This window comes from Dactylosporangium salmoneum, assembly GCF_039532525.1.
GTDB lineage: Bacteria > Actinomycetota > Actinomycetes > Mycobacteriales > Micromonosporaceae > Dactylosporangium > Dactylosporangium salmoneum.
Map to the genome: position 1 here is coordinate 1 of NZ_BAAARV010000001.1, position 21,172 is coordinate 21,172.

Genomic DNA, 21,172 nt, shown 5'->3' on the forward strand with positions numbered 1-21,172 from the left:
TGTCTCGTCGGCGCCCTCGGGCTGCCCGGCGCCTGGTTCCTGCTGCCCGACGGCATCTTCTACGCCACGCTGTTCGCCATCGGCACCTTCGCCGTGCGGGAGCGCACCGCGGCGACGATCGAGCAGGCGCCGGTCAGCGCCGCGAGGTGACGCCGGCCAGGTAGTCGCCAGGGGCCAGGCGGGCGGTGCGGGCGCGGTACTCGGCGGCCATGCCCGGCCAGTTGGTGACGATGCGGCCGGAGCCGGTGCGGTACCAGCTGGTGCAGCCGGTCCACACGCTCGTGGACAGCCGCCGCTGCATCTCGGCGTCGAACTCGGCGGCCACCTCGGGGCGCACCTCGAGGAGGCCGCCGGCGGCGATCGCCCGGACCGCCTGCACGATGTAGCGGGCCTGGGCCTCGTGGAAGTAGACGACCGAGGTGTTGCCGGTGTTGGTGTTCGGGCCGTACATCAGGAACATGTTCGGGAAGCCCGGCACCGCGATGCCGAGGTGGGCGTAGGCGCCGTCGCGCCACTCGTCGTGCAGGTCGCGGCCGTCGCGGCCCCGCACGCGCAGCGGGGTGAGAAACTCGGTGGCGGCGAAGCCGGTGGCGTAGACGAGCAGGTCGCAGTCGTGGACGGCGCCGTCGGCGGTGTGCACGCCGGCCCCCGCGATGCGCAGGATGTCGTCGGTGACGAGGTCGACGTGCGGGGCGCGCAGCGTGCGGTACCAGTCGCCGGTGAACAGCACCCGCTTGCAGCCCATCGCGTAGTCCGGCGCGACCCGGCGCCGCAGCCGGCCGGCCTGGACGAAGCGCTGCGCGGCGGAGATCGCCCCGACCAGGCGGCGGGCCACCGGGTGGCCGACGACGGCGCGGCCGGTGACCACGGTCAGCCACCACGTGCCGGTCCGGGAGGCGCGCATCAGCACGGGAAGGGCGCGGTTGAGGGCGCGGCGGGCGCGGCCGTACCGCCGGTTGGGCTTCGGCAGCGTCCAGGGCGCGGTGCGCTGGAAGACGGTGATGCGGGCGGCCCGGCCGGCGATGGCCGGGACGAGCTGCACGGCGCTGGCGCCGGTGCCGATCACGCCGACCCGCAGGCCGGTCACGTCCAGGCCGGGGTCCCAGCCGGCGGTGTGGGTGACCCGCCCGGCGAAGTCGCCGGCGCCGGGGATGGCCGGCACCACCGGGCGGGACAGCTGCCCGGTCGCCGGGACGAGCACGTCGAACTCGGCGGTGCCCGTCGCGCCGTCCGGGCCGGCCAGGCTGAGCCGCCAGGCGGTGCCGGTCCACGCCGCCTCGGTGACGTCGGTGCCCAGCCGCAGCAGCCCTTCGAGGCCGAACTGCCGCACACAGCCGCGGAGGTACTCGAGGATCTCCGCCCGCGGCGGGAAGCGCTGCGACCAGTTCGGGTTGAGGGCGAACGAGTAGGAGTACAGCGGCGCGGGGATGTCGCAGGCGCAGCCCGGGTAGGTGTTGTCCCGCCAGACGCCGCCGACGTCACCGGCCCGCTCGAAGATCGTGACGTCGGCGAACCCGGCCCGGCGCAGCAGGTGGGCCACGGCGATCCCGCCGAACCCGGCCCCGATGACGGCGATCCTGGTCATGGCCGGCCCCCGCCGGTCCGCGGGAACACGTCCCGGACGAGCGTGACGAGCGTGGTGGCCAGCAGGGTGTGGACCTCCTCGCGGGTCAGCGCGCCGCGCTCGAGCCACTCCCGGGCGGCGGCCTTGGCCAGGCCGCAGTACGCCCGGATCATCGCCCGCGGCGCGCCCTCGGCGGCGCCGAGCCCGACGGCCACCAGGATGCTCCCGGCGGCGACCTCGTCGGCCTCGGCGAGCACCCGCCGCACGTCCGGGTCGCGGCCCAGGCCACCGCCGTCGACCACGGCCAGCCATGAGGTGGCGTGCCGCGACACGACGTCGAGGAACCAGGTGACGCTCGCGTCGACGCGGGTGGCGAGGTCGCCGGCCGGCAGCTGCTCGACGGCGACCGCCGGTATCGTCACCAGCACCCGCACGGCCTCGACGTACAGGCCCTTCTTGGTGCCGAAGTAGTGGTTGATGAGCCCGCGGGCCACGCCGGCGGCGTTGGCGATGTCGGTGGTGGACACCTCGGCGAAGGGCCGCTCGCCGAAGAGGCGCACCGCGCAGGACAGGATCTGCCCACGCCGCTCGTCCGGCTCCAGGCGGCGGCCGCGCTCGGCCACCGCGCCCTCAGTCATACCCAGAACAGCCGAGGCCAGTCCCGCCAGCTCGCGAGGGTCCTGCCCAGCCCGGCGAGCCAGCGCGGGGTCCGGCCGGTGTCCCCGACGAGGACCGCGGCCATGAGCCCGAGGAGGTTGCTGCCCGGCCCGTACCGCACCGGCTGCACGTGCGTGTCGGCGTCCGGGTGGATCGAGGAGGTGATCGCCACCCCCTGGCTGTAGTCGGCGTCGCGGCGGCGGGCCCGCGGGCCCAGGATCGACTCGGAGTTGGTCCGGCTCAGCTCGCCCAGCCGGTCCGACAGGTGCGGCAGGTCGCCGCGGCGCTTCATGTGGTGCAGCAGGCGCTGGGTGCCGACCGCCCCGGCGGCCAGCACGACCTCGGCGGCGGTGAACGCGCGGGCGCGGCGGCGCAGCTTCCCGCCGGTGCGCACGGTGCGCACCAGGTAGCCGCCGCCCGGCCGGGGCGTCAGGCCGACCACGGTGGTGAGCGGGTGCACCTCGGCGCCGGCCCGCTCGGCCAGGTGCAGGTAGTTCTTCACCGTCGTGTTCTTGGCCCCGACGCGGCAGCCGGTCATGCAGGCGCCGCAGAAGGTGCACGTGGTGCGGGCCGGGCCCGCGCCGCCGAAGTAGGGGTCGGGGACGTTCCGGCCGCCTCGCTCCCCTCGTTCGCCGAAGAACACGCCCACGGGGGTACGGCGGTAGGTGTGCCCCACGCCCAGGTCCTCGGCGACGGCGCGCAGCACGTCGTCGGCGGGGGTGGTGCGCGGGTTCTCCGTCACGCCGAGCATGCGGCTCGCCTCGTCGAAGTACGGCCGCAGCTCGTCCTTCCAGTCCGTGATCGAGGACCACTGCTGGTCGGCGTAGAACACGTCCGGCGGGCGGTAGAGGGTGTTGGCGTAGCCGAGCGAGCCGCCGCCGACCCCGGCGCCGGAGAGCACCAGCACGTCGGGCAGCAGGGTCATGCGCAGGATGCCGTAGCAGCCGGCGGCCGGCGCGAAGAGGTAGTCGCGCACGTGCCACGAGGTCCGGGCGAACTCGTGGTCGGCGAAGCGGCGGCCGGCCTCCAGCACGCCGACCCGGTAGCCCTTCTCGGCCAGGCGCAGCGCGCTCACGCTGCCGCCGAAGCCGGAGCCGATCACGATGACGTCATAGTCCGTCGGGGACATGCTGGCACGGTCCCCCCTTGTTGTCCGTCTGTCAATAACTAGGATCGGGCCCGTGGGAGGTGGCCGCGGCGAGCCGCTCGTGCTGCTGCACGGCATCGGCAGCCGCGGGCAGGTGTGGGCGCCGGTGCTCCCGATGCTCGAGGAGCGCTTCGCCGTCTTCGCCCCGACGCTGCCCGGCGCCTCGGTGCGCGAGCTCGCCGACGAGGTGTCGCGCCTGGCCGGCCCGGGGCCGTTCCACGTGGCCGGCAGCTCGATGGGCGGCGGCGTCGCCCTGGAGCTGGGCCGGCGGGGCGCGGCCCGGTCGGTGACGGTGTTCTCGCCGATCGGCTTCTGGGGACCGGCCGGCCGGCGCTGGTGCCAGGCGTCGGTGACCGCGGCCCGCGGGTGCGCCCGGGCCTTCGCGCCGGCGCTGCCCGGACTGGCCCGCACGAGCGCGGGCCGGGTCGCGCTCTTCGGCCTGTTCTTCGGCCACCCGGGCCGGGTCGACCCGGCCGAGGGCGTGGCCGACGCCCGTCACCTCGCGCACGCGCCCGGCTTCGCCGCCGCCCGCAGGGCCTTCGCCGCGCATCGGTTCGCCGGTCCGGGGGCGCTGGACGGCATCGCGGTCACCGTCGCGTGGGGGAGCCGCGACCTGATCCTGCCGGTCCGCCAGGCCCGGCGCGCGGCCGCGCTGCTGCCCTCGGCGCGGCACGTCCGCCTGCCCGGCTGCGGGCACCTGCCGTTCGCCGACGATCCGCGCGCCTGCGCGGAGCTCATCCTGGCCACGGCCGCCGCGTAGCGCTCGCCCGGCCTCTTCGTCATGGCTCTTGGGCTTTGGTCGTGGCTCTTCGCTTTGGTCGTGGCTCTTCGTGTTGTCGTGGCTCTTCGTTTGTCGTGGCTCTTCGTTTTTGTCGTGGCGGGCCGGCGCGTCGTTTTTGTCGTGGCGGGCCGGTGTGGCTAGCGGGTTGCGTCGGGCACGCCGAACAGCAGGTCGGCGGCGTCCGGGGTCATCGGGCGGCCCAAAGCGCGGCCCAGGCCGTAGTCGCAGTCCAGCAGCTGCAGCGCGGTGACCTGGTCGCGGCTGTCCACGCCGGTCGCCGTGACCGCGATGGCCAGGTCGTGGAACATCGCGATGAGCCACGTCGCCATGGCCAGGTTGGACCGGTGCGTCGTCGCGGAGCGGGCCAGGCCCGAGATCAGCTGCGGATCGATCCGCACGCTGTGCACCGGGCTGGCGGTCGGGTTGGCGTGCCCGAGGCCGACCTGGGTGACCGCGACCCGCACCCCGAGCCGGTCCAGGCCGTCGAGGGCGAACGCGACCGCGTCGGTCTCGTCGTGCAGGGCCCGCTCGGGCACGGCCACGTGCAGCTTGGCCGGCGGCAGGCCGGTGCGGCGCAGCACGTCGGTCACGCCGTCCACGAAGTCGGGGTGGCGCAGCTGCTCGGCGGCCAGGTCGACGCTGACGATCGGGGCGGGCTCGTGCAGCTGCCAGGCCGCGGCCCGCTCGCACGCGCTCGCCAGCAGGTGCCGGCCGAGCGGGGCCAGCAGGCCGCACCGCTCGGCGATGCACAGCAGCTCGGCCTCCGGCACCGGCCCCGTGTCCGGGTGCACCCAGCGGGGCAGCGCGTGCATGCCGACGACGGCGTGGTCGGCGAGGCGGACGATCGGCTGGTACGCCGCCGTGATCTCGCCGCCCGCCAGCGCCTCGGGCAGCGCGTTGGCCCGCTGGTGGCGGCGCAGGTGGGCGGCGGCCCGGCCCGCGTCGTACGCCGCCCAGGCCGTCCCGTCGTGCCGCGCCCAGTCCAGCGCCAGCGACGCCTGGCGCAGCAGCTCGTCGGGGCCGGTGTCGGCCGGCCCCTCCACGACGCCGGCCCGCCCCGCGACCGGGATGTCGTGCCCGTCCGCCGGCCACGGGCTGGGCAGCGCGCGCAGGGCCGCGTCGGCCGCCTTGACCGCCTCGTCGCCGCCGGTGGTGCCCGGCACGATGAGGACGAACGTGTCGCCGCCGAGGTGCCCGAGGTGGTACCCCCGGTCGACCGCCAGCACCTGCAGGCGCTGGGCCACGCCCAGCAGCAGGGCATTGCCGGCGTCGTGGCCGAGCAGCTGGTTGACCGCGTTGAAGCCGCGCAGGTTGACCACGCACAGCCCGAGCCGGGCCGGCATCGGGGCGAGCAGCCCGCCCAGCGCGGCCCGGTTGGGCAGCCCGGTCAGCGGGTCGTGCAGCAGCTGCCGGCGGACCTGGGCCTCGAGGTCGCGCTGGCGGTCCCGCCACGCGGCCCGCTCGCTCCGGTTGATCGACTCCGCCACTCCGGCCACCTGCTCGCGCATCGCCGTGGTGAAGCCGTGGGCGAGCTCGTCGAGCAGCTCGGTGAGGCGGCTCGCGGCCCGGGACTCCGGCGGCCCGACGGCGGTGAGCAGCTGGTCGCGCAGGAGCTGGGTGCTGACCAGCAGTACGCGGGGATGGGCGAGGTCGGCGTGGACCATGTCGTGGCCGACCAGGAAGCCCTCGTGCCGGTCGAAGTCGCGGTCGATCACCGCCGCGACGAGCCGCCGGGCAAAGCCTTCCAGCAGTGCGCGGCGCCGGGCCCTCCCGCCGGGTACGAAGCTCGTGCCGGCGGGGAGCGTGCGGTCCCAGGTCGCGGCAAACGCCGCGACCCGGGCGTCGAGCCCCGGATAGCGCTCCGTCATGTGGGCGACCCTTTCGAGGACATGACGTATGCAAGCGTGGAAATGTACGTGTTTTCGGCAAGTGATTATGACGCTCGGCGGGGTGGCAAATCCAGTCCTACCGGCGCATCCCGGACGTTCCGGCGAACCCTTTCGCGTGGTCGCAGGCCACTGCCTTGTGTCCGGCCGGCATTCCTGATGGTTGTCCGCGTGTCGCTCGGGTGGTGCGACATGGTCGTCGCAGGCCACTGCCTTGTGTCCGGCCGGCATTCCTGATGGTTGTCCGCGTGTCGCTCGGGTGGTGCGACATGGTCGTCGCAGGCCACTGCCTTGTGTCCGGCCGGCATTCCTGACGGTTGTCCGCGTGTCGCTCGGGTGGTGCGACATGTCGGGCGCTGCGCGCCGCGACATGTCGGATTTATACCCTGGCGGGCGGCGAATTGGACACAGCGCTGGCCGGACGTGGTTCGGGGCCCGCCGGTCCTCCGTGCGGGCCCCTCGGTCCTGTCCGGGTGCCGGTCGGTTACGCGCCCTTGCGGGCCACCGCGGCCAGCACCGTGGGCTGCGGTGCCTCGTCGTCCTCGGGGTCGGGGTGCCAGTCGGTGATCGGCACCAGCCCCGGCTGGACCAGCGTGAACCCGTCGAGCATGGCCGAGACCTGGTCGGGGGAGCGCAGGTGGACGGAGGTGGGCGTCCGGCGGTACAGGGACCGCACCTCCTCCTGGGCGTCGGAGGGCACCTTCGCCGGGATCCCGTGCGAGAGCGCGACGTAGCTGCCGGACACGGTCGCCTCGTCGAAGCGCCGGATCACCTGCCCGGGCTCGTCGGCGTCGGGCACGAAGTGCAGCACCGCCATGAGCAGCAGCGCGATCGGCTGGGAGAAGTCGAGCAGCCCCAGCACCTCCTCGTGCCCGAGGATCTCGTCGGGCCGGCGCAGGTCCCCGCTGATCGCGGTGGCGTTGGGGTGCCCGGCGAGGATGTGCCGGCTGTGCGCGACGGCGACGGGGTCGATGTCGACGTACACCACGCGGGCGTCCGGCGCCGTCGCCTGCGCCACCTCGTGCACGTTGCCCAGCGTCGGGATCCCGGAGCCGATGTCGAGGAACTGCCGCACCCCGTGGCCGACCAGCCACTGCACGGCCCGCCCGAGGTACGCCCGGTTGGCGTGCGCCAGCTGGAAGATCCCCGGCCATGCCCGCTGCGCGTCCTCGGCGAACTGCCGGTCCACTTGGAAGTTGTGGAACCCCCCGAGCGTGTAGTCATAGACGCGCGCCGCATTCGGCGTGGTGATGTCGACGCCGTCCGGCACCCACTCCGGCAATGTCACCGCACCCTCCCATTGGCTCGGCGGTTCGCGGATCGACCTTACATCGATGCCCGTCCCGATTGGCGCCCGGAAATGTCGTACCCCGGCGGCACAATGGCGCCATGAGCGGATCCAGCACCTCCCGCCCCCTGCGTGACCTGGCCGAACTCCACCGCATCCTGACCCTGGTCCTCGACCTCGTCGACCCGGCCGCGTCGGGCTTCACCTACCGCCTCGTCGGCACCGCCGCCGCCCTGGCCCAGGGCGTCGCTCTCCCGGCCGGCGACGTCGACCTGCTGGTCCGCCGCCGCGAGCACGTCGAGCACTTCGCCGCCGCCCTGTCCGCGCACCGGTGCCTGGATCCGCCGGCCTGGCTGCCGGCCGCCGGGCAGTACTTCACGCACTTCGTCGTCGACGGCATCGAGGTGGGCGCGAGCACCGTCGAACACGAGTCCGCCGTCGACACCATCGAGTGCATCGGCCCCGGCGCGTGGACCCACTACGTCGAGCTGGCCGTCGGCCCGCACGTGGTGCCGGCGGTCCGGCTGGAGCTGCGGCTGGTCTCGGAGCTGGTGCGCAACCGCCCGGACCGCTACGAACCCCTGCTCGACCACCTGCGGGCCGCAAGCTCCGCCCGCGACCCGGACCCTGGCGCGATCCGGGGCTGCGACGCGACCCTCCGCCCGGCCGCGGACCCGTTGCGTGGCGCGGACTCGTCACGCGGCGCGGGCCCGGTGCGTGGCGCGAACTCGCCACGCGGCGCGGACCCGTTGCGTGGCGCGGGCCTGATGCGCGGTGTGGACTCGGTGGTCGGCGCTGGCCCGGCGATCGGCGTGCCGCCGCCGTTCGACCTCGATCTGGTGGACCGGGCGATGAGGGACCGGGCGGTGCCTCCGGTTCTGCGCGAGCATGTCCTCACCCGCCTGGGCCGCTGAGATCTCGGCCTGCGGATTCGCCCACGTGCCGGGACCGCCGGAAGGGTGTTGTCCGCCGAGCCCCCGGGTTCTCCGAGCCCGCCGTGCCCGCCGAGGCCCCCCGGGTTCTCCGAGCCCGCCGGGCTCGCGGGGCCCCGGGTTCGCCGGGCTCCTCGGGCCTTGGCGGCGCGTCGCCGTCGGCCTCGTGCGCCGTCGCGCCAGGCTCGTCCGCGCCCATGCGGCCGGCCGGGTTCGTGTGTCCGGAGCCGGGGCTGCGGCCTGCCCGGGGTCCGGGAAGCTGCCGGCGCGGGTGCCGGGCCGGATCGTGTGGTGGTCAGATCCGGTGGTGCTGGGCCGGCGTCGGGGAGGTGACCAGGCGGCGGGGCTGCTCCGGCGTGCCGGCGAGCCGCTGCTGCTCCTGCGCCACGATCATCCGGGCCAGCTGTACCTCGGAGATATCCACGGCGCCCGGCGAGGCCTGCGCGATGGTGCTGTGCCGGACGTACGCGTCGAAGAGCTGCGCCTTCGAGCCGAGCAGCTCGATCATCCGCTCGTCGACCGAGTCGGCGATCAGCAGGCGGTGGACCTGGACGGTGCGCACCTGCCCCATGCGGTGGGCCCGGGCGATCGCCTGGGCCCCGATCGACGGCTTGACCTGCGGCTCGCACAGGATCACCACCGAGGCGGCCTGGATGTTCACGCCGACCCCGGCGGCCTCGATCTGGCACACCAGCACGGCCGGCTTCGGCGAGGCGGTGAACTCGTCCACGATTCGCTGGCGGTCGGCGACCGGGGTCGAGCCGGTGATCGGCCCGCAGGCGTCGGCGCCGAGCGCGGCGCACACCACGGTCAGCACGTCGCGGAAGTACGAGAAGACCACGACCTTGCGGCCGTTGGCCATCGCCTCGCGGGCCAGCTCGAGCAGGCGGGTCAGCTTCGCCGAGTCGTGCGGGCGGCGCACGGCGAACGCGGCCCGGCGCATCGCCATGAAGTTGCCCTCGCCCACCGCGTCGCGGTACGCGGACCCGTCCTCGGCGCCGAACTCCTCCCACTCGTCGACCTGGACCAGCTCCGGCAGCTCGGTGAGCACGTCGGGCTGGTTGCGGCGCAGGTACACCGGCGCGGCCGCGCGCCGGAACGCCTCGACGCTGATCGCGGCGTGCTCGGGCCCCATGCCGGCGGCGATCTCCGGCCGCAGGTGCTCGATCAGGGCCCGGAACTCGTCGATCCGGTTCTCCATCGGCGTGCCGGTGAGGAACAGCACCCGGTCGGACTCCGCCGCGACCTGGTTGACCGCCTGCGACCGTTTCGCGCCGGGGTTCTTCACGTAGTGCGCCTCGTCGACGACGAGCAGCGCAGGCCGGGGCGGGGGGAGTCCGAGCGCGCCGAGCGAGCCGAACGTGACCACGCCGGCGCCGCCCTGGGCCCGCCATCGGGCGGCCGCCCGCGCCCGGCCGTTGCCGTGCAGGCTGATGACCGGAATCGTCGAGTGCCGGGCGATCTCGCGGGCCCAGTTGATGAGCACGCTGGCCGGGCAGACGACGAGGAAGTGGGTGGCGCCGCGGGCGGACAGGTACGCCATCGTCGCGATGGCCTGGACCGTCTTGCCCAGCCCCATCTCGTCGCCGAGCACGACCCGCCGCTGGACCAGGGCGAAGCGGGCACCGAACGACTGGTAGCCGCGCAGCCGGAGGCCGTCGTTGAGCCGGGAGGTGTCCAGCTGCTGCGCGCCGACCCGTTCGACGATGTCGGCGGGCAGGAAGCCCTCGCTCGCGGCGACGTCGCCGCCGAGGCCGACGACCTGGCTGAGCAGGCCGTAGTAGTCCGCCGAGTGCTGCTCGAAGTCGCGCCAGGCCTGCCTGTCGCCCGGCGTGCGGACCGCGCGCAGCTCATGGGCGGCCCGCAGCAGCCCGCTGGACTCGGCCGTGTCCACCATGGCCCGCACCCGCGCGGCCGCGTCGTCGGCGACGGCCCGGTCCCCGGCCCGCATGAACAGCCGGCGCAGCCGTCCCGCCCCGGTCGGTTCGGCGATCGGCCGCTGCGCGGCCAGCTCCGTGGCGAGCCTCCCGGCGTCGGCCTCGTGCGCCGCGCCCGCCTGCCACACCGCGCGCCATCCGGCCAGCGCCCGCACCAGGCGGGTCATGTCCGGGTTGCCCGGGTCGAACTCGATCCGGAACTGCAGCGAGTCCTGGGCCGCCCGCCTGAGCTGCTCGGCGGCGTTGATGGTCTTGCGTGCCGTACCGTCGCCGATGTCCGGCACGCGGACCAGCCGCTGCGGGCCGGCCCGCAGCACGTCGGCGACCGAGCAGATGCCGTGCGCCGGCAGCTCGTCGAGCCGGGCCCGGCCGTCCACGGTGTCCTTGACCGTCTCGATCGACATCTTGCCGAGCGCGGCCCACACCTGCGGCTCACGCGCGATCTCGTACGCCGCGACGACCTCCGCCCGGGCCGCGCCGACGACCTCGGCGATCGCCTCGGCGCCGGCCTGTGTCTCGGCGGCCCGGGCCAGCAGTGCGCGCGTCTCCCGGCGACTCGGCGCCGTCATCGCGGCGGCGGCCAGGGCAGCGCGCCGACGACACCGGGCCGGACCGCCGGCCGCCGGGGCATCGAGGGGTACCGCAGGGACATGCCCTTGAACGTACCGACAGACCAGCCGCGGCGCCCGGCACGCACCCTCGGATCGCGGCGCCTATCGACGGACCACGCCGTCCGTGTGCGGGCGGTTACGTGCGGTCGTGATCAGGTTCCGGATGGCGCCGGACGACACGGCGATCTTGCTGAGGAAGCCGACCGCCGGACTGGCGGCGATGAGCTCCTCGTAGTCGTCCTGGCGCCTGGTGGACATCAGGATGACCATCGGGGGCTCGCGCACGCTGCTGAGCTTCCTCGCCAGGTCGAAGCCGCTCTCCGCGCCGAGGCAGAGGTCCACCAGGACGACGTCAGGCCGCAGGTCGTGGAACTGCCGCAGGGCCTCGGCGAAGCTGGACGCCACGCCCAGCACCTCGATGCCTTCGCGCTCCAGCAGGTCCCGGATGGATCGGGTGACCGGGTCGCAGCCGTCCACGACGAGGCATCGCAGATCCTCGTGACATCCGACCGCAACGGTCTGCGCGACACCCATCGGACTCGCCCCCCAAACAGGCGACGGCCTTCACTTCCATCGTGGCTCGCGGTCGTACGCCGACCCAGTGCGGGAGGTGCCGGAGTTCGCGGATTCCGGCCGCGGCGGGTGGCACGAGGCAACGTGGCCCGCCGCCGCGGCCGGAAGGGTCATGCGGCGCCGGACTCGGCGACGGCCTCCGGTTGTGGCTGGAAGATGTCCGGCTCGACGAAGATCAGCGTGGCGATCGGCACGGCCGCCCGGATCCGGGCCTCGGCGTTGTTCGTCGCGCCGCTGATGTCCTCGGCCAGGGTGCCTTCCGCGACGGTCACCTTGACCGCGACGAGCAGTTCGTCCGGGCCGAGGTGCATGGTGCGCAGGTGCACGATCCGGTCGAACAGCGGCTCGGCGAGCAGGGCCTCACGGATCTTGGCGATGTGCGCCTTGGAGGCCGCCTCGCCGACGAGGAGGCTCTTGGTCTCCATGGCGAGGACCCACGCGATGGCCACGAGCAGGGCGCCGATGATGAGCGTGCTGATGCCGTCGAAGACCGCGTTGCCGGTGAGCACGGTCAGGCCGACGCCGAGCAGGGCCACGACCAGGCCGGTGACCGCGCCCGCGTCCTCGAGCAGGATCGTCGGCAGCTCCGGGGCCTTGGCGTGGCGGATGAACTGCCACCAGGTGCGGTTGCCGCGCGTCTCGTTGGCGGAGCGGGCCGCGGTGAGCAGCGCGTAGCCCTCCAAGCAGATCGCGATGACCAGGATGATGACGGCGACGATCGGGTTGTCGAGGTCCGTCGGGTGCAGGATCTTGTGGTAGCCCTCGTAGACGGCGAACAGCCCGCCGAGGGTGAACAGCACGATGGAGACGATGAACGCGTAGATGTAGCGCTCGCGGGCGTAGCCGAACGGGTGCTGCTCGTTCGCCGCCTTCTTGGCGCGGCGCCCGCCGATGAGCAGCAGCGCCTGGTTCGTGGTGTCGGCCAGGGAGTGCACCGCCTCGGCCAGCATCGACGACGATCCCGTGATCAGTGCACCCGCGCCCTTGCTCAGCGCGATGCCCAGGTTTGCCGCCAATGCGGTCAGCACCGCCTTGGTACTGCCACCATCCGCCGCCACCGGCACCAGCCTCCGTCATCGTCCGTGCGGGGCGCCAGGACCGGCCCCCGTCTCGATCATCCAGTGTGGCAGACATCCCGCCACCGAGCGTGGCGGCTGCGCCGGTGCGGTCGGGCATCGGTCAAGATGGGTGTCGTGCGTACCACAGCGACCGTCCGGCGAGTGAGCATCGGTTGCGGCGCGGCCGCCACCGTGCTGCTGGCCGCCGCCTACGCGGCCACCGCGGCCACGATGGTCGCCGCCGTGGTGGCGCTCGCCGTGGCCGGGCCTGTCACGCAGCTGCCGCGGCCGGTCGTCCCGGCCGCGGCGCGGCCCGCGCGGCGCGACCGGCTCCTGCTGCCACTGATGGCGAGCGTGGCCGCGTCGACGCTCGCGGCGCTGTCCGTCGTGTGGGCCGCCGTCACCCCGGAGGGGCCGATCCCGTGTGTCGGCCCGTCCGGCCCCGCCCGGCTCGAGCTCGCCGCCGCGTTCGCCGTCCAGGCCGTTGCCGCGGTCGTGGTGCTGCGGGCCGCCGACCGCGAACGCGGGCGGGCGTCCTGGCGGGCGTACCTGCGGCACAACCCGCGCATCCGGGCCTCCCTCACGGCGGTGCTGCACCTGGCCGCGCCCGCGGCGACCCTCGCGGTCCTGGCCGGCGTCGCCGCGTGCGAGCTGAGCCACACCCGGCTGCTGGACACCATCGCCGCCGCCACGGTCGCGGCCGTGATCGCGGGCGTCGACCTCCTCCTCGCCGTCCGCCTCGTCGGGCTGGCCGTGCTCAGCCCGGCCCGGACCGCCGACACCAACGGCATCGAGCTGGCGCTGCTGGCCGCCGACATCCGCTCCGTCGCGCACCTGCACGTCGTGCACCTCGCGCACGACGAGCTCATGGTCACCGCCCGCGTCGGCCTGCCCGCCGGCGCCGACGTCGCAGTTACCCTGCACCGAGCCCGCGCGCACATCCAGGACTTCGTGCCGGCCGCCCGGCACATCTATCTGCAACCCGAGTCGAGCGACTGACGGGCGTACCGCAGCTCGCGCGTCACACGAATGTCATGCCGTCGCGATCAGTTCTCCATATCGGCCGGACACGGTAGACCGGCGGCAAATGGCGGCCCGTGTGGAGGCCGCGTGGGTGTGAAGGAGTTGCTGGTCGGTGGAGGTCGAGCGCACAGGACTGCCCGGGATCGGGTTGCGACACGAGTTCGTGACCACGAAGGGACAGCATGCGGCGGTGGTGTCGCATGTATCGGGGCGAAGGGACATCGTGCTGTACAGCAGCGACGACCCGGACACCGTGTGCGCGACGCTGTCACTGAGCACCGACGAGGCCAACGGGGTGGCCGAGCTGCTCGGCACGTCGCGGATCGTTGAGCGGCTGGCCGACCTGCAGCGGCAGGTGACCGGGCTGAAGACGGTCCAGGTGCCGATCATGGCCGGTTCGCCGTACGACGGCGGGACACTCGGCGACACCCAGGCGCGCACGCGGACCGGGTCGTCGATCGTGGCGGTCATCCGGTCCGGCCAGATCCTGGCGAGCCCCCGGCCGGACTTCGTGTTCTTCCCCGGCGACCTCGTGGTTGTCGTGGGCACGGCCGAGGGTACCGACGCGGTCGCCGACATCTTCGCCAACGGCTGAGGCGCGAGCGTATGCACGGAACCGCTGCCCTGATCGAAATCGGCGCGGTGATCCTCGCGCTTGGCCTGCTCGGTGCCGTCTCGGCCCGGTTCGCCATCTCGCCGATCCCGCTGTACCTGCTGGCCGGCCTCGCCTTCGGGCAGGGCGGCATCCTGCCGCTCGCGACCAGCGAGGAGTTCACCGCCACCGGCGCCGAGATCGGCGTCATCCTGCTGCTGTTCACGCTCGGCCTGGAGTACACCGCGCCCGAGCTCGTCGGCACGCTGCGGCACAACGCCGTCGCCGGCGTCGTCGACCTGGTCCTCAACGCCGCGCCCGGCGTGGCCGTCGCGCTGCTGCTGGGCTGGGGACCGGTGGCCGCGGTCGCGCTGGGCGGCATCACGTACGTGACCTCGTCCGGCATCACCGCGAAGGTCCTCGGCGACCTGCAGTGGCTGGGCAACCGGGAGGTCCCGGTCGTGCTGTCGCTGCTGGTCTTCGAGGACCTCACGATGGCCGTGTACCTGCCGATCCTCACCGCGCTGCTGGCCGGCGTCGGGTTCCTCGCGGGCCTGGGCACCCTCGCCATCGCCGCCGCGACGATCACCGTCATCCTGGTCATCGCCCTGCGCTTCGGCCGCTACGTGGAGATGTTCGTCGCCTCCCCGAACGACGAGGTCCTGCTGCTCAAGGCGCTCGGCCTCACCGTGCTCGTCGCCGGCGTCGCGCAGGGACTGCAGGTCTCCGCCGCGGTCGGCGCGTTCCTCGTCGGCATCGCCCTGTCCGGGCCGCTCGCCCACACCGCCCGCGAGCTGCTCACCCCGCTGCGGGACCTGTTCGCCGCCGTGTTCTTCGTGTTCTTCGGCCTGCAGACCGACCCGTCCGCACTGCCGTCGATGCTCGGCATCGCCCTGGTCCTGGCGCTGGTCTCGATCCTGACGAAGTTCGCCACCGGCTGGTGGGCGGCGCGGCGGGCCGGCGTCAGCCCGCTGGGGCGGGCCCGGGCGGGCGTCGCGCTCACCCCGCGCGGCGAGTTCAACATCGTCATCGCGGGCCTTGCCGTCAGCGCCGGGCTCAACGACCGCATCGGTCCGCTCGCCGCCGCCTACGTGCTCGTGCTCGCGGTCCTCGGCCCGATCCTGGCCCGCTCCCTCGAACCGATCGTCAGGTGGCGCAGCCGCCGCCGCGGTGGTCCACCGGCCCCCGGTGAGCCCCAGGCCCCCGGCGCGCCGCCGGCCGCCGAGCCCGGCCCGGCGCCGACCCAGGCGACGGCCGTGTGACGGCGTCCGGGTCGACCAGGCTCACCGGGCGCCGGGTCCGGCAACGCCGGGGTCTCCAGGAGCGGTAGCGAACTCGGCAGGCGCGTCGAACGCGGCCCGGCGGGCGGCGCGGCGCAGGGTGGCCAGGACGGCCGGTCCGAGCACGGCGACGGCGACGCCGTTGGTGATGGCTCGGCCGGTGTCCCAGCCCAGCGACGATGTCGTGGCGGTGAACAGCACGAACCGGTGCAGGTTGTCCAGCAGCGGGGCGCCGGCCACGTAGGACAGCTGGGTGCCGGCGGCGGGGCTGAAGGGCCAGAACCACATGTTCATGCAGAAGCCGTACGCGTAGGCGCTGAGCGCGGCGTACCCGGCGAGGATCGCGGTCTCGGTGCGCCGGGCCGGGCGGCGCGGGAGGAGACCCGCGCCGAGGCCGACCCAGGAGGCGGCGAGCATCTGGAACGGCAGCCACGGCCCGACGCCGGCGGTGAGCAGCGCCGAGGCGAACAGCGAGGTCGAGCCGAGCAGGAACCCGAACCCGGGGCCGAACACCCGTCCGGCGAGGACGAGCAGGAAGAAGACGGTCTCGATGCCGGCCGTCCCGGCGCCGAGCGGGCGCAGCGCGGCATTGATCGCGGACAGGACGCCGAGCATCGCGACGGCCTTGGTGTCCATGCCGCCGCCGGTGAGCTCGGCGACCATGACGGCGACGAGGACCGGCAGGAGAACGACGAAGATCAGGGGCGCCTCGGCGGTACGGGCGATCGCCTCGGGCTGCGCGGGCACGAAGAGCGGCCAGAAGAACGCGGCCAGCCCGGCGGCGGAGGCCAGGCAGAGCACGGCCGCGGCCCGGGGCCGGACCCGCACCGGGCCGCTCATCGCAGGGCCTCGGCGACGTCGGCGACGGTGAGCCACGGCTGCGGGTGCAGGATCTTCGCGACCTGCGGTGCGAAGGTGGGCGAGGCGATGACGATGTCGGCGGTGGGGCCGTCGGCGACGATCTCGCCCTGGGCCATGACCACGACCCGGTCGGCGAGCGCGGCGACGAGCTCGACGTCGTGGGTGGCCACCACGACCGCGGTGCCGCGCCCGGCGAGGCCGCGGACGATGGCGGCGAACCGGTGCTTGGCGGCGTAGTCGAGGCCGCGGGTGGGTTCGTCCAGCAGCAGGACCGGCGGCGCGGCGACCAACTGGACCGCGAGGACGAGGGCGAGGCGCTGGCCGTCGGACAGGTCGCGCGGGTGCCGCTCGCCGGGGATACCGGTCGTCAGCCGGTCGAGCAGCGAGCGGCACGCGCCCTCCTCGGCGCCGGCCTCGCGGTCGGCGGCGGCGCACTCGGCGTCGACGGTGTCGAGGTACAGCAGGTCGGCCGGGGTCTGCGGGACGAGGCCGACGCGGCGCCGGGCCTCGGCCGGGGTCAGCGTCGCGGGATCGGCGCCGCCGGTCGTGACCGTGCCGTGGTGGCGGGGCCCGGAGCCCTGCAGCGCCCACAACAGCGAGGACTTGCCGGAGCCGTTGCGGCCCATGAGCGCGACGACCACGCCGGGGCGCAGGGCGAGCCCGACGCCAGCCACCGCGATCTGGCGGCCGTACCGCACGACGACGCCCTCCGCGGGCAGCGCGACGGCGGCGCCGCCGGCCCCGGCGCCGCGCGCGGGTGGTTCGCGGCCGGCGAGGCGCCCGCGCAGCGGCGCGGCGAGGCGGCGGGCGTCGCGGACGGAGAGCGGCAGCGGGTGCCAGCCGGCGAGGCGGCCGGGCTCGACGATCGGCGGCTCGATCGCGGCCCGGGCGAGGACGTCGGCCGGTGAGCCGTCGGTGACGGTGCCGTCGCCGGGAAGGTAGAGCAGCCGGTCGGCGTAGTGGGCGACGCGTTCGAGGCGGTGCTCGGCGACGAGGACGGTGATGCCGAGGTCGTGCACGAGCCGCGTGATGGCGGCGAGGACGTCCTCGGCGGCGGTCGGGTCGAGGGCGGAGGTGGGTTCGTCGAGGACGACGACGCGCGGGTGGGCGGTGAGGACGGCGCCGATCGCGACGCGCTGCTGCTGCCCGCCGGACAGGGTGCGCAGCGGGCGGTGGCGCAGCTCGGCGATGCCGAGCAGGTCGAGGGTCTCCTCCACGCGTTTGCGCATGGCCGGGCCCGGCACGGCGAGCTGTTCGAGGCCGTAGGCGAGCTCCTCCTCGACGGTGTCGGTGACGAAGCCGTGCAGCGGGTCCTGACCGACGTAGCCGACGACGTCGGCGAGCTCGCGGGGCGGGTGGGTGCGGGTGTCGCGGCCGTCGACGGTGACCCGGCCGGCGAGGGTGCCGCCGGTGAAGTGCGGCACGAGGCCGTTGACCGCGCGGAGCAGGGTCGACTTGCCGGTGCCCGTGTGGCCGGCGACGAGGCACAGTTCGCCTTCCCCGACGGCCAGGGTGACGTCGCGGATCGCGGGCGCCGCGGCGCCGGCGTAGGTGACGGTGACCCGGTCGAACTCGATCATGCGGTCGCCTCGGCAGGTTCGTCGCCGGGCGGGGACCCGGCGAGTGCGGTGACGGGCGGCGGGCTCAGCCAGGCCGGCACCGCCGCGAGCGCCACGGCGAGCGCGGGCAGGAGCCCGAGCTGCGGCCAGGCGAGGGGGCTCAGGGACGGGTAGATGTTCGCGGGGTCGACGGCGGCGGTGGCGAACAGCAGCGCCCCGGCGCCGATCCCGGCGAGCGCCGTGGCGGTCTCGGGCAGCCGCCACGGGTCGGGCCGGTAGCGGCTGCGACGCACCCGGTGCCCGCCGAGGACGAGCCCGGCCGCCGCGGCGATGCCACCGGCCGCGAGCAGCGGCAGGCCGAGCGGGCGGGGTGTGGTGGCGTCGAGGAGGCCGTACACGCCGACGCAGACGCCGAGCAGGCCGGCGACGACGAGGGCGCCGGTGGTGAGCCGGACGGGGCGTGGTGTGGTGCCGGCGCGGGCGTAGCCGCGGGAGTCCATGGCGGCGGCGAGGGTGAGCGAGCGGTCGAGGGCGTCGGCGAGGACGGGCAGCAGGATCGCCCGCAGCGCGCGGACACCGTTGCCGGTGCCGCCGCGCAGCCTGCGGGCCCGCCGTACCCGCAGCACGCTCTCGGCGAGCTGCGGCGCGACGGACAGGGCGACGATGACGGCGGTGCCGGCCTCGTACAGGGCAGCGGGGACGAGCTTGAGCAGGCGTTTGGGGTTGGCGAGGGCGTTGGCGGCGCCGAGGCAGACGAGCATCGCGGCGAGCCGGAGCCCGTCGTAGAGGCCGCCGAGCAGTTCCTCGGCGGCGACCGGCCCGAACAGCCGGATGCCGGCGGCCCACTCCGGCAGCGGGATCTGCGGCAGGGTGAACAGCACGTGGGTGCCGGCTCCGCCGCCTCCGCCGAGGACGATCCGGAACAGCAGGCGGCTGGCCACGATGAGACCGCCGAGCAGCAGGTAGAGGCGGAAGGCGAGAGCCCAGGGAGCGTCGGTGCGGCGGCGGGCGACGACGTACCCCGCGGCCGCGACGACGAGGGCGAGCACGATCGGGTTGGTGGTCCGGCTGGCCGCGGTGGCCAGGCCGAGGGCCCACAGCCACCAGGCCCCCGGATGCAGCGCGCGCGGCAGCCGTTCCACTCCTACGTGTCCCGGGTCGTACGGCGCCGCCAGGCGACCACACCGCCGGCGGCCGCCAGCGCCACGAGCACGGCCAGGCCGGCGAGGGTGCCGGCGGGAACGTTGGACGCGTTCCGGGTCGCCGAGACGTCCGCCGGCGGCGCGGTCGTGGACGCCGGTGGGCTGGTGCTCTGCGCAGGGCCGGCGGACGGCTGCGCGGCGGGGTCGCTCGACGCCGGCCCGGAGGTTACCGCCGGTGGTGTGGTGGCGCCCGGCGCCGTGGCGGCGCCCGGCGCCGTGGTCCGGGGCGCGGTGATGGTCGTCGGCGCCCCGGGTGCCGGCTGGCCGGTGGTCGCCGGCGGTGGTGGTGGCGGCGGTGCCGGCCGGGACGGTGCGGCGCCGGGCGTCGGAATGCTGCCCTCGGTGTGGTTCTTGGAGAACGACCAGCCTTCGAAGCTGCCCTGGGGCGGGGTGCGGTTCTTGACGCCCTTGTCGCTGTAGACCCAGGCGCCGCCGTTCGAGGCGTGCCAGTACGACCAGTACGCGGTGGCGGGCGGCGTGTCGACACACGGTTCGGATGCGGCGGTCGGCCTGCCCTCGATCCGGCAGATGAACGCGAGGCCCCACCGGTTGGTGCCGGCGACGGCGAACCCGGCGTTCTGCAGCGCGGTCAGGCCGCTGCCCTGCTCGCCCGGTGCGCAGCGGATGACCACGCCGCCGCCGAGCTCGTGGAAGTCGACCACGACGGTGACGCCGGTGGCGTCCGGGCAGTACCCGGCGGTGCCGCCCGCCCCGGCCGGCGTGGCGGGCGGCGCGGCGCCGGCGGCGGCCGCGAGTATCGCGGCGGCCGCCGCCCGGACGAGCCGGCCACGCGGGCGGGTCATGGCCTGCGGCGCCGCCGCGCCACCAGGACCAGGGCCGGGCCGGCGGCGATGAGCGCAACGGCGAGGACGGCGACGCGCAGGATCGGGTCGCCGGTGACCGGCAGGCCACCACCGGGCGTCGTGGGGGCGGCCGACGACGGCGACGGGCTCACCGACGCGGACGTGGACGGCGTCGTGCTCGCCGACGCGCTGGCCGATGCGCTGGCCGACGGGCTCGCGGACGCGGACCCCGACGGCGACGCGGATGCGGACGGCGAGGCCGAGGCCGATCCGGCGGGCTGCTCGCCGATCTCGCCGAACGGGACCTGGGCGAGGGCGAGCAGGGCCTGCGCGGTGGCACGGCGCCACTGGTCGCGCAGCATGTCGTCGATCGCGCCGGTGCCGAACGCGTCCGGGCTGTACGCGATGGCGCCCTGGTCGGTGCCGCCGCCGCGCTGCAGCTTGATGATCCAACCGGCGGCCTTCTCCGCCGCGGCGGTGGCACCGGCCGCCGCGAGCGCCTGCCCGGCCAGGCCGGTGCTGTTGCTGTTGGCCACGGCGGGCAGGCTCGGGTCCGGCTTGTGCGGGCCGTTGACGAACGACCCGTCGGCGGCCTGCGCGGCCTCGAGCCAGGCGACGCCCTTCGCCGCGGCGCCGGGCGCGCCGGGCGCGGCGCCGGCGGCGAGGAGCGCCTGCACGGCCATCGCGGTCGAGTCGACGTCGGGAACGTCGTCGCTGGAGCAGCCGGCGCCGGCCGGGTCGGGGTTGAGCCGGAACCCGCCGGCCGGGCACTGCTGGCGGATCAGGTAGCCGACCACGTCGTCCGGCGCGCCGCCGCTGCGGGACAGGCCGAGGACCGCGAGGGACTGGTCGAACGTGTTGGAGGCGTCGCCGCCGTAGACCTCGGGCGTGGTGTCACGGACCCGGCCGCGGTGCGGGCCGCTGGTGGCGACGAGGTCGCGGGTCATGGCGTCGAGGTCGAGGCCGCCGAAGTGTTTCGGGTCGCGGCCGGCGGCGGTGGCGGCGACGAGCAGCTTCGCGGTGGAGCCGGCGTCGACGATCCGGTCGAGGTCGCCGTCGGAGTCGTAGTCGATCTCGTAGTAGCTGAACGCGGCCGCGTTCGCGGCGACCCGGTCGGCGACCGTGTCCGCGGTGGCCGGGGCGACGCCGGTCGCCTTCAGGGCGAGCAGCGCGTCGATGGTCAGGCCGATGTCGGGCATGCCGAAGTTGGTCAGCACCCCGTCCTCGAGCTGGGTGGTGAGCCACGTCGCGGCGTTTTGGCCCGCGGCCAGGTGGGCGGGGCTCGGAGCGGCCACGGCGGTCACGGCGGCGACGCCGGTCACGACGGTGGCGGCGAGCGCGGCGGCGGTGGCGCGGTACGTGCGGGGACGCATGAGGGGCCTTCCGATGGGGCCCGGTGCGGCGCCGCGGACGTGGCA

General features: G+C 74.9%; 17 protein-coding genes and 1 pseudogene. 5 read left to right on the forward strand and 13 right to left on the reverse strand.

Annotation, left to right across the window (positions count from 1 at the left end; genetic code table 11):
- Positions 1–133: 133 nt before the first annotated feature.
- The 3 genes and pseudogenes from ABD352_RS00005 to ABD352_RS00015 all read right to left on the reverse strand — a co-directional run.
- Positions 134–1,585 carry a flavin-containing monooxygenase gene (locus ABD352_RS00005; protein ID WP_344610053.1) on the reverse strand — a complete coding sequence of 484 codons (1,452 nt, stop codon included), beginning with the start codon at positions 1,583–1,585 and terminating at the stop codon, positions 134–136.
- Positions 1,582–2,202 carry a TetR/AcrR family transcriptional regulator gene (locus tag ABD352_RS00010; RefSeq protein ID WP_344610054.1) on the reverse strand — a complete coding sequence of 207 codons (621 nt, stop codon included), beginning with the start codon at positions 2,200–2,202 and terminating at the stop codon, positions 1,582–1,584. Before ABD352_RS00010 ends, ABD352_RS00005 begins: the two co-directional genes overlap by 4 nt.
- Before the next feature lie 56 nt (positions 2,203–2,258).
- Positions 2,259–3,350, reverse strand: a pseudogene (locus ABD352_RS00015) (GMC family oxidoreductase N-terminal domain-containing protein); the annotation flags it as partial.
- A gap of 52 nt (positions 3,351–3,402) precedes the next feature.
- On the opposite strand from ABD352_RS00015, the gene ABD352_RS00020 reads away from it, so the two are divergent.
- Positions 3,403–4,128, forward strand: coding sequence for an alpha/beta fold hydrolase (locus ABD352_RS00020; protein ID WP_344610055.1), 726 nt, complete (start codon positions 3,403–3,405; stop codon positions 4,126–4,128).
- Positions 4,129–4,286: 158 nt separating this feature from the next.
- On the opposite strand, the gene ABD352_RS00025 is transcribed toward ABD352_RS00020, so the two are convergent.
- Both ABD352_RS00025 and ABD352_RS00030 read right to left on the reverse strand, forming a co-directional pair.
- Positions 4,287–6,017: an EAL domain-containing protein gene (locus ABD352_RS00025; RefSeq protein WP_344610056.1), complete on the reverse strand. Its 1,731-nt coding sequence runs from the start codon at positions 6,015–6,017 to the stop codon at positions 4,287–4,289.
- Between the two features lie 502 nt (positions 6,018–6,519).
- Complete coding sequence (locus ABD352_RS00030) at positions 6,520–7,323, reverse strand: SAM-dependent methyltransferase (protein ID WP_344610057.1); 804 nt, start codon at positions 7,321–7,323, stop codon at positions 6,520–6,522.
- Between the two features lie 101 nt (positions 7,324–7,424).
- On the opposite strand from ABD352_RS00030, the gene ABD352_RS00035 reads away from it, so the two are divergent.
- Entirely contained in the window at positions 7,425–8,237 is an 813-nt protein-coding gene (locus ABD352_RS00035; RefSeq protein ID WP_344610058.1) for a hypothetical protein, read from the forward strand.
- 313 nt (positions 8,238–8,550) lie between these two features.
- Here ABD352_RS00035 and ABD352_RS00040 read toward each other — a convergent pair whose 3' ends face one another.
- The 3 genes from ABD352_RS00040 to ABD352_RS00050 all read right to left on the reverse strand — a co-directional run bounded on the left by ABD352_RS00040 (position 8,551) and on the right by ABD352_RS00050 (position 12,434).
- Positions 8,551–10,761, reverse strand: coding sequence for a DEAD/DEAH box helicase (locus ABD352_RS00040; RefSeq protein WP_344610059.1), 2,211 nt, complete (start codon positions 10,759–10,761; stop codon positions 8,551–8,553).
- 144 nt (positions 10,762–10,905) lie between these two features.
- Positions 10,906–11,280: a response regulator gene (locus tag ABD352_RS00045; RefSeq protein WP_344610060.1), complete on the reverse strand. Its 375-nt coding sequence runs from the start codon at positions 11,278–11,280 to the stop codon at positions 10,906–10,908.
- Between the two features lie 206 nt (positions 11,281–11,486).
- Positions 11,487–12,434, reverse strand: coding sequence for a cation diffusion facilitator family transporter (locus ABD352_RS00050; protein WP_344610061.1), 948 nt, complete (start codon positions 12,432–12,434; stop codon positions 11,487–11,489).
- Positions 12,435–12,596: 162 nt separating this feature from the next.
- On the opposite strand from ABD352_RS00050, the gene ABD352_RS00055 reads away from it, so the two are divergent.
- The 3 genes from ABD352_RS00055 to ABD352_RS00065 all read left to right on the forward strand — a co-directional run bounded on the left by ABD352_RS00055 (position 12,597) and on the right by ABD352_RS00065 (position 15,311).
- A complete protein-coding gene (locus ABD352_RS00055; RefSeq protein WP_344610062.1) occupies positions 12,597–13,433 on the forward strand; it encodes a hypothetical protein in 837 nt (278 codons plus the stop codon).
- A 136-nt stretch (positions 13,434–13,569) separates the two neighbouring features.
- On the forward strand, positions 13,570–14,052 hold the full coding sequence (locus ABD352_RS00060) for a cation:proton antiporter regulatory subunit (protein ID WP_344610063.1): 483 nt from the start codon (positions 13,570–13,572) through the stop codon (positions 14,050–14,052).
- An 11-nt stretch (positions 14,053–14,063) separates the two neighbouring features.
- On the forward strand, positions 14,064–15,311 hold the full coding sequence (locus ABD352_RS00065) for a cation:proton antiporter (RefSeq protein ID WP_344610064.1): 1,248 nt from the start codon (positions 14,064–14,066) through the stop codon (positions 15,309–15,311).
- A gap of 21 nt (positions 15,312–15,332) precedes the next feature.
- On the opposite strand, the gene ABD352_RS00070 is transcribed toward ABD352_RS00065, so the two are convergent.
- From ABD352_RS00070 to ABD352_RS00090, 5 genes are read right to left on the reverse strand one after another with little or no spacing between them, the layout of a single operon-like run.
- Complete coding sequence (locus ABD352_RS00070; protein WP_344610065.1) at positions 15,333–16,169, reverse strand: ECF transporter S component; 837 nt, start codon at positions 16,167–16,169, stop codon at positions 15,333–15,335.
- Positions 16,166–17,770: an ABC transporter ATP-binding protein gene (locus tag ABD352_RS00075; protein ID WP_344610066.1), complete on the reverse strand. Its 1,605-nt coding sequence runs from the start codon at positions 17,768–17,770 to the stop codon at positions 16,166–16,168. Before ABD352_RS00075 ends, ABD352_RS00070 begins: the two co-directional genes overlap by 4 nt.
- Entirely contained in the window at positions 17,767–18,891 is a 1,125-nt protein-coding gene (locus ABD352_RS00080) for a CbiQ family ECF transporter T component (protein ID WP_344610067.1), read from the reverse strand. The genes ABD352_RS00075 and ABD352_RS00080 overlap by 4 nt, the downstream gene beginning before the upstream one ends.
- A 2-nt stretch (positions 18,892–18,893) precedes the next feature.
- Positions 18,894–19,754, reverse strand: coding sequence for a hypothetical protein (locus ABD352_RS00085; protein ID WP_344610068.1), 861 nt, complete (start codon positions 19,752–19,754; stop codon positions 18,894–18,896).
- Positions 19,751–21,127 (reverse strand): cell wall anchor protein, encoded by a 1,377-nt coding sequence (locus ABD352_RS00090; RefSeq protein ID WP_344610069.1) that lies wholly within the window; start codon positions 21,125–21,127, stop codon positions 19,751–19,753. Before ABD352_RS00090 ends, ABD352_RS00085 begins: the two co-directional genes overlap by 4 nt.
- Positions 21,128–21,172: the final 45 nt, after the last annotated feature.

What these genes read in the sequence shown, in the direction of transcription:
- ABD352_RS00040 (WP_344610059.1), bottom strand. Translation starts at nt 10,761, where the DNA reads ATGACGGCGCCGAGTCGCCGGGAGACGCGCGCACTGCTGGCCCGGGCC.
- ABD352_RS00065 (WP_344610064.1), top strand. Translation starts at nt 14,064, where the DNA reads ATGCACGGAACCGCTGCCCTGATCGAAATCGGCGCGGTGATCCTCGCG.
- ABD352_RS00075 (WP_344610066.1), bottom strand. Translation starts at nt 17,770, where the DNA reads ATGATCGAGTTCGACCGGGTCACCGTCACCTACGCCGGCGCCGCGGCG.
- ABD352_RS00010 (WP_344610054.1), bottom strand. Translation starts at nt 2,202, where the DNA reads ATGACTGAGGGCGCGGTGGCCGAGCGCGGCCGCCGCCTGGAGCCGGAC.
- ABD352_RS00090 (WP_344610069.1), bottom strand. Translation starts at nt 21,127, where the DNA reads ATGCGTCCCCGCACGTACCGCGCCACCGCCGCCGCGCTCGCCGCCACC.
- ABD352_RS00005 (WP_344610053.1), bottom strand. Translation starts at nt 1,585, where the DNA reads ATGACCAGGATCGCCGTCATCGGGGCCGGGTTCGGCGGGATCGCCGTG.
- ABD352_RS00085 (WP_344610068.1), bottom strand. Translation starts at nt 19,754, where the DNA reads ATGACCCGCCCGCGTGGCCGGCTCGTCCGGGCGGCGGCCGCCGCGATA.
- ABD352_RS00025 (WP_344610056.1), bottom strand. Translation starts at nt 6,017, where the DNA reads ATGACGGAGCGCTATCCGGGGCTCGACGCCCGGGTCGCGGCGTTTGCC.
- ABD352_RS00070 (WP_344610065.1), bottom strand. Translation starts at nt 16,169, where the DNA reads ATGAGCGGCCCGGTGCGGGTCCGGCCCCGGGCCGCGGCCGTGCTCTGC.
- ABD352_RS00035 (WP_344610058.1), top strand. Translation starts at nt 7,425, where the DNA reads ATGAGCGGATCCAGCACCTCCCGCCCCCTGCGTGACCTGGCCGAACTC.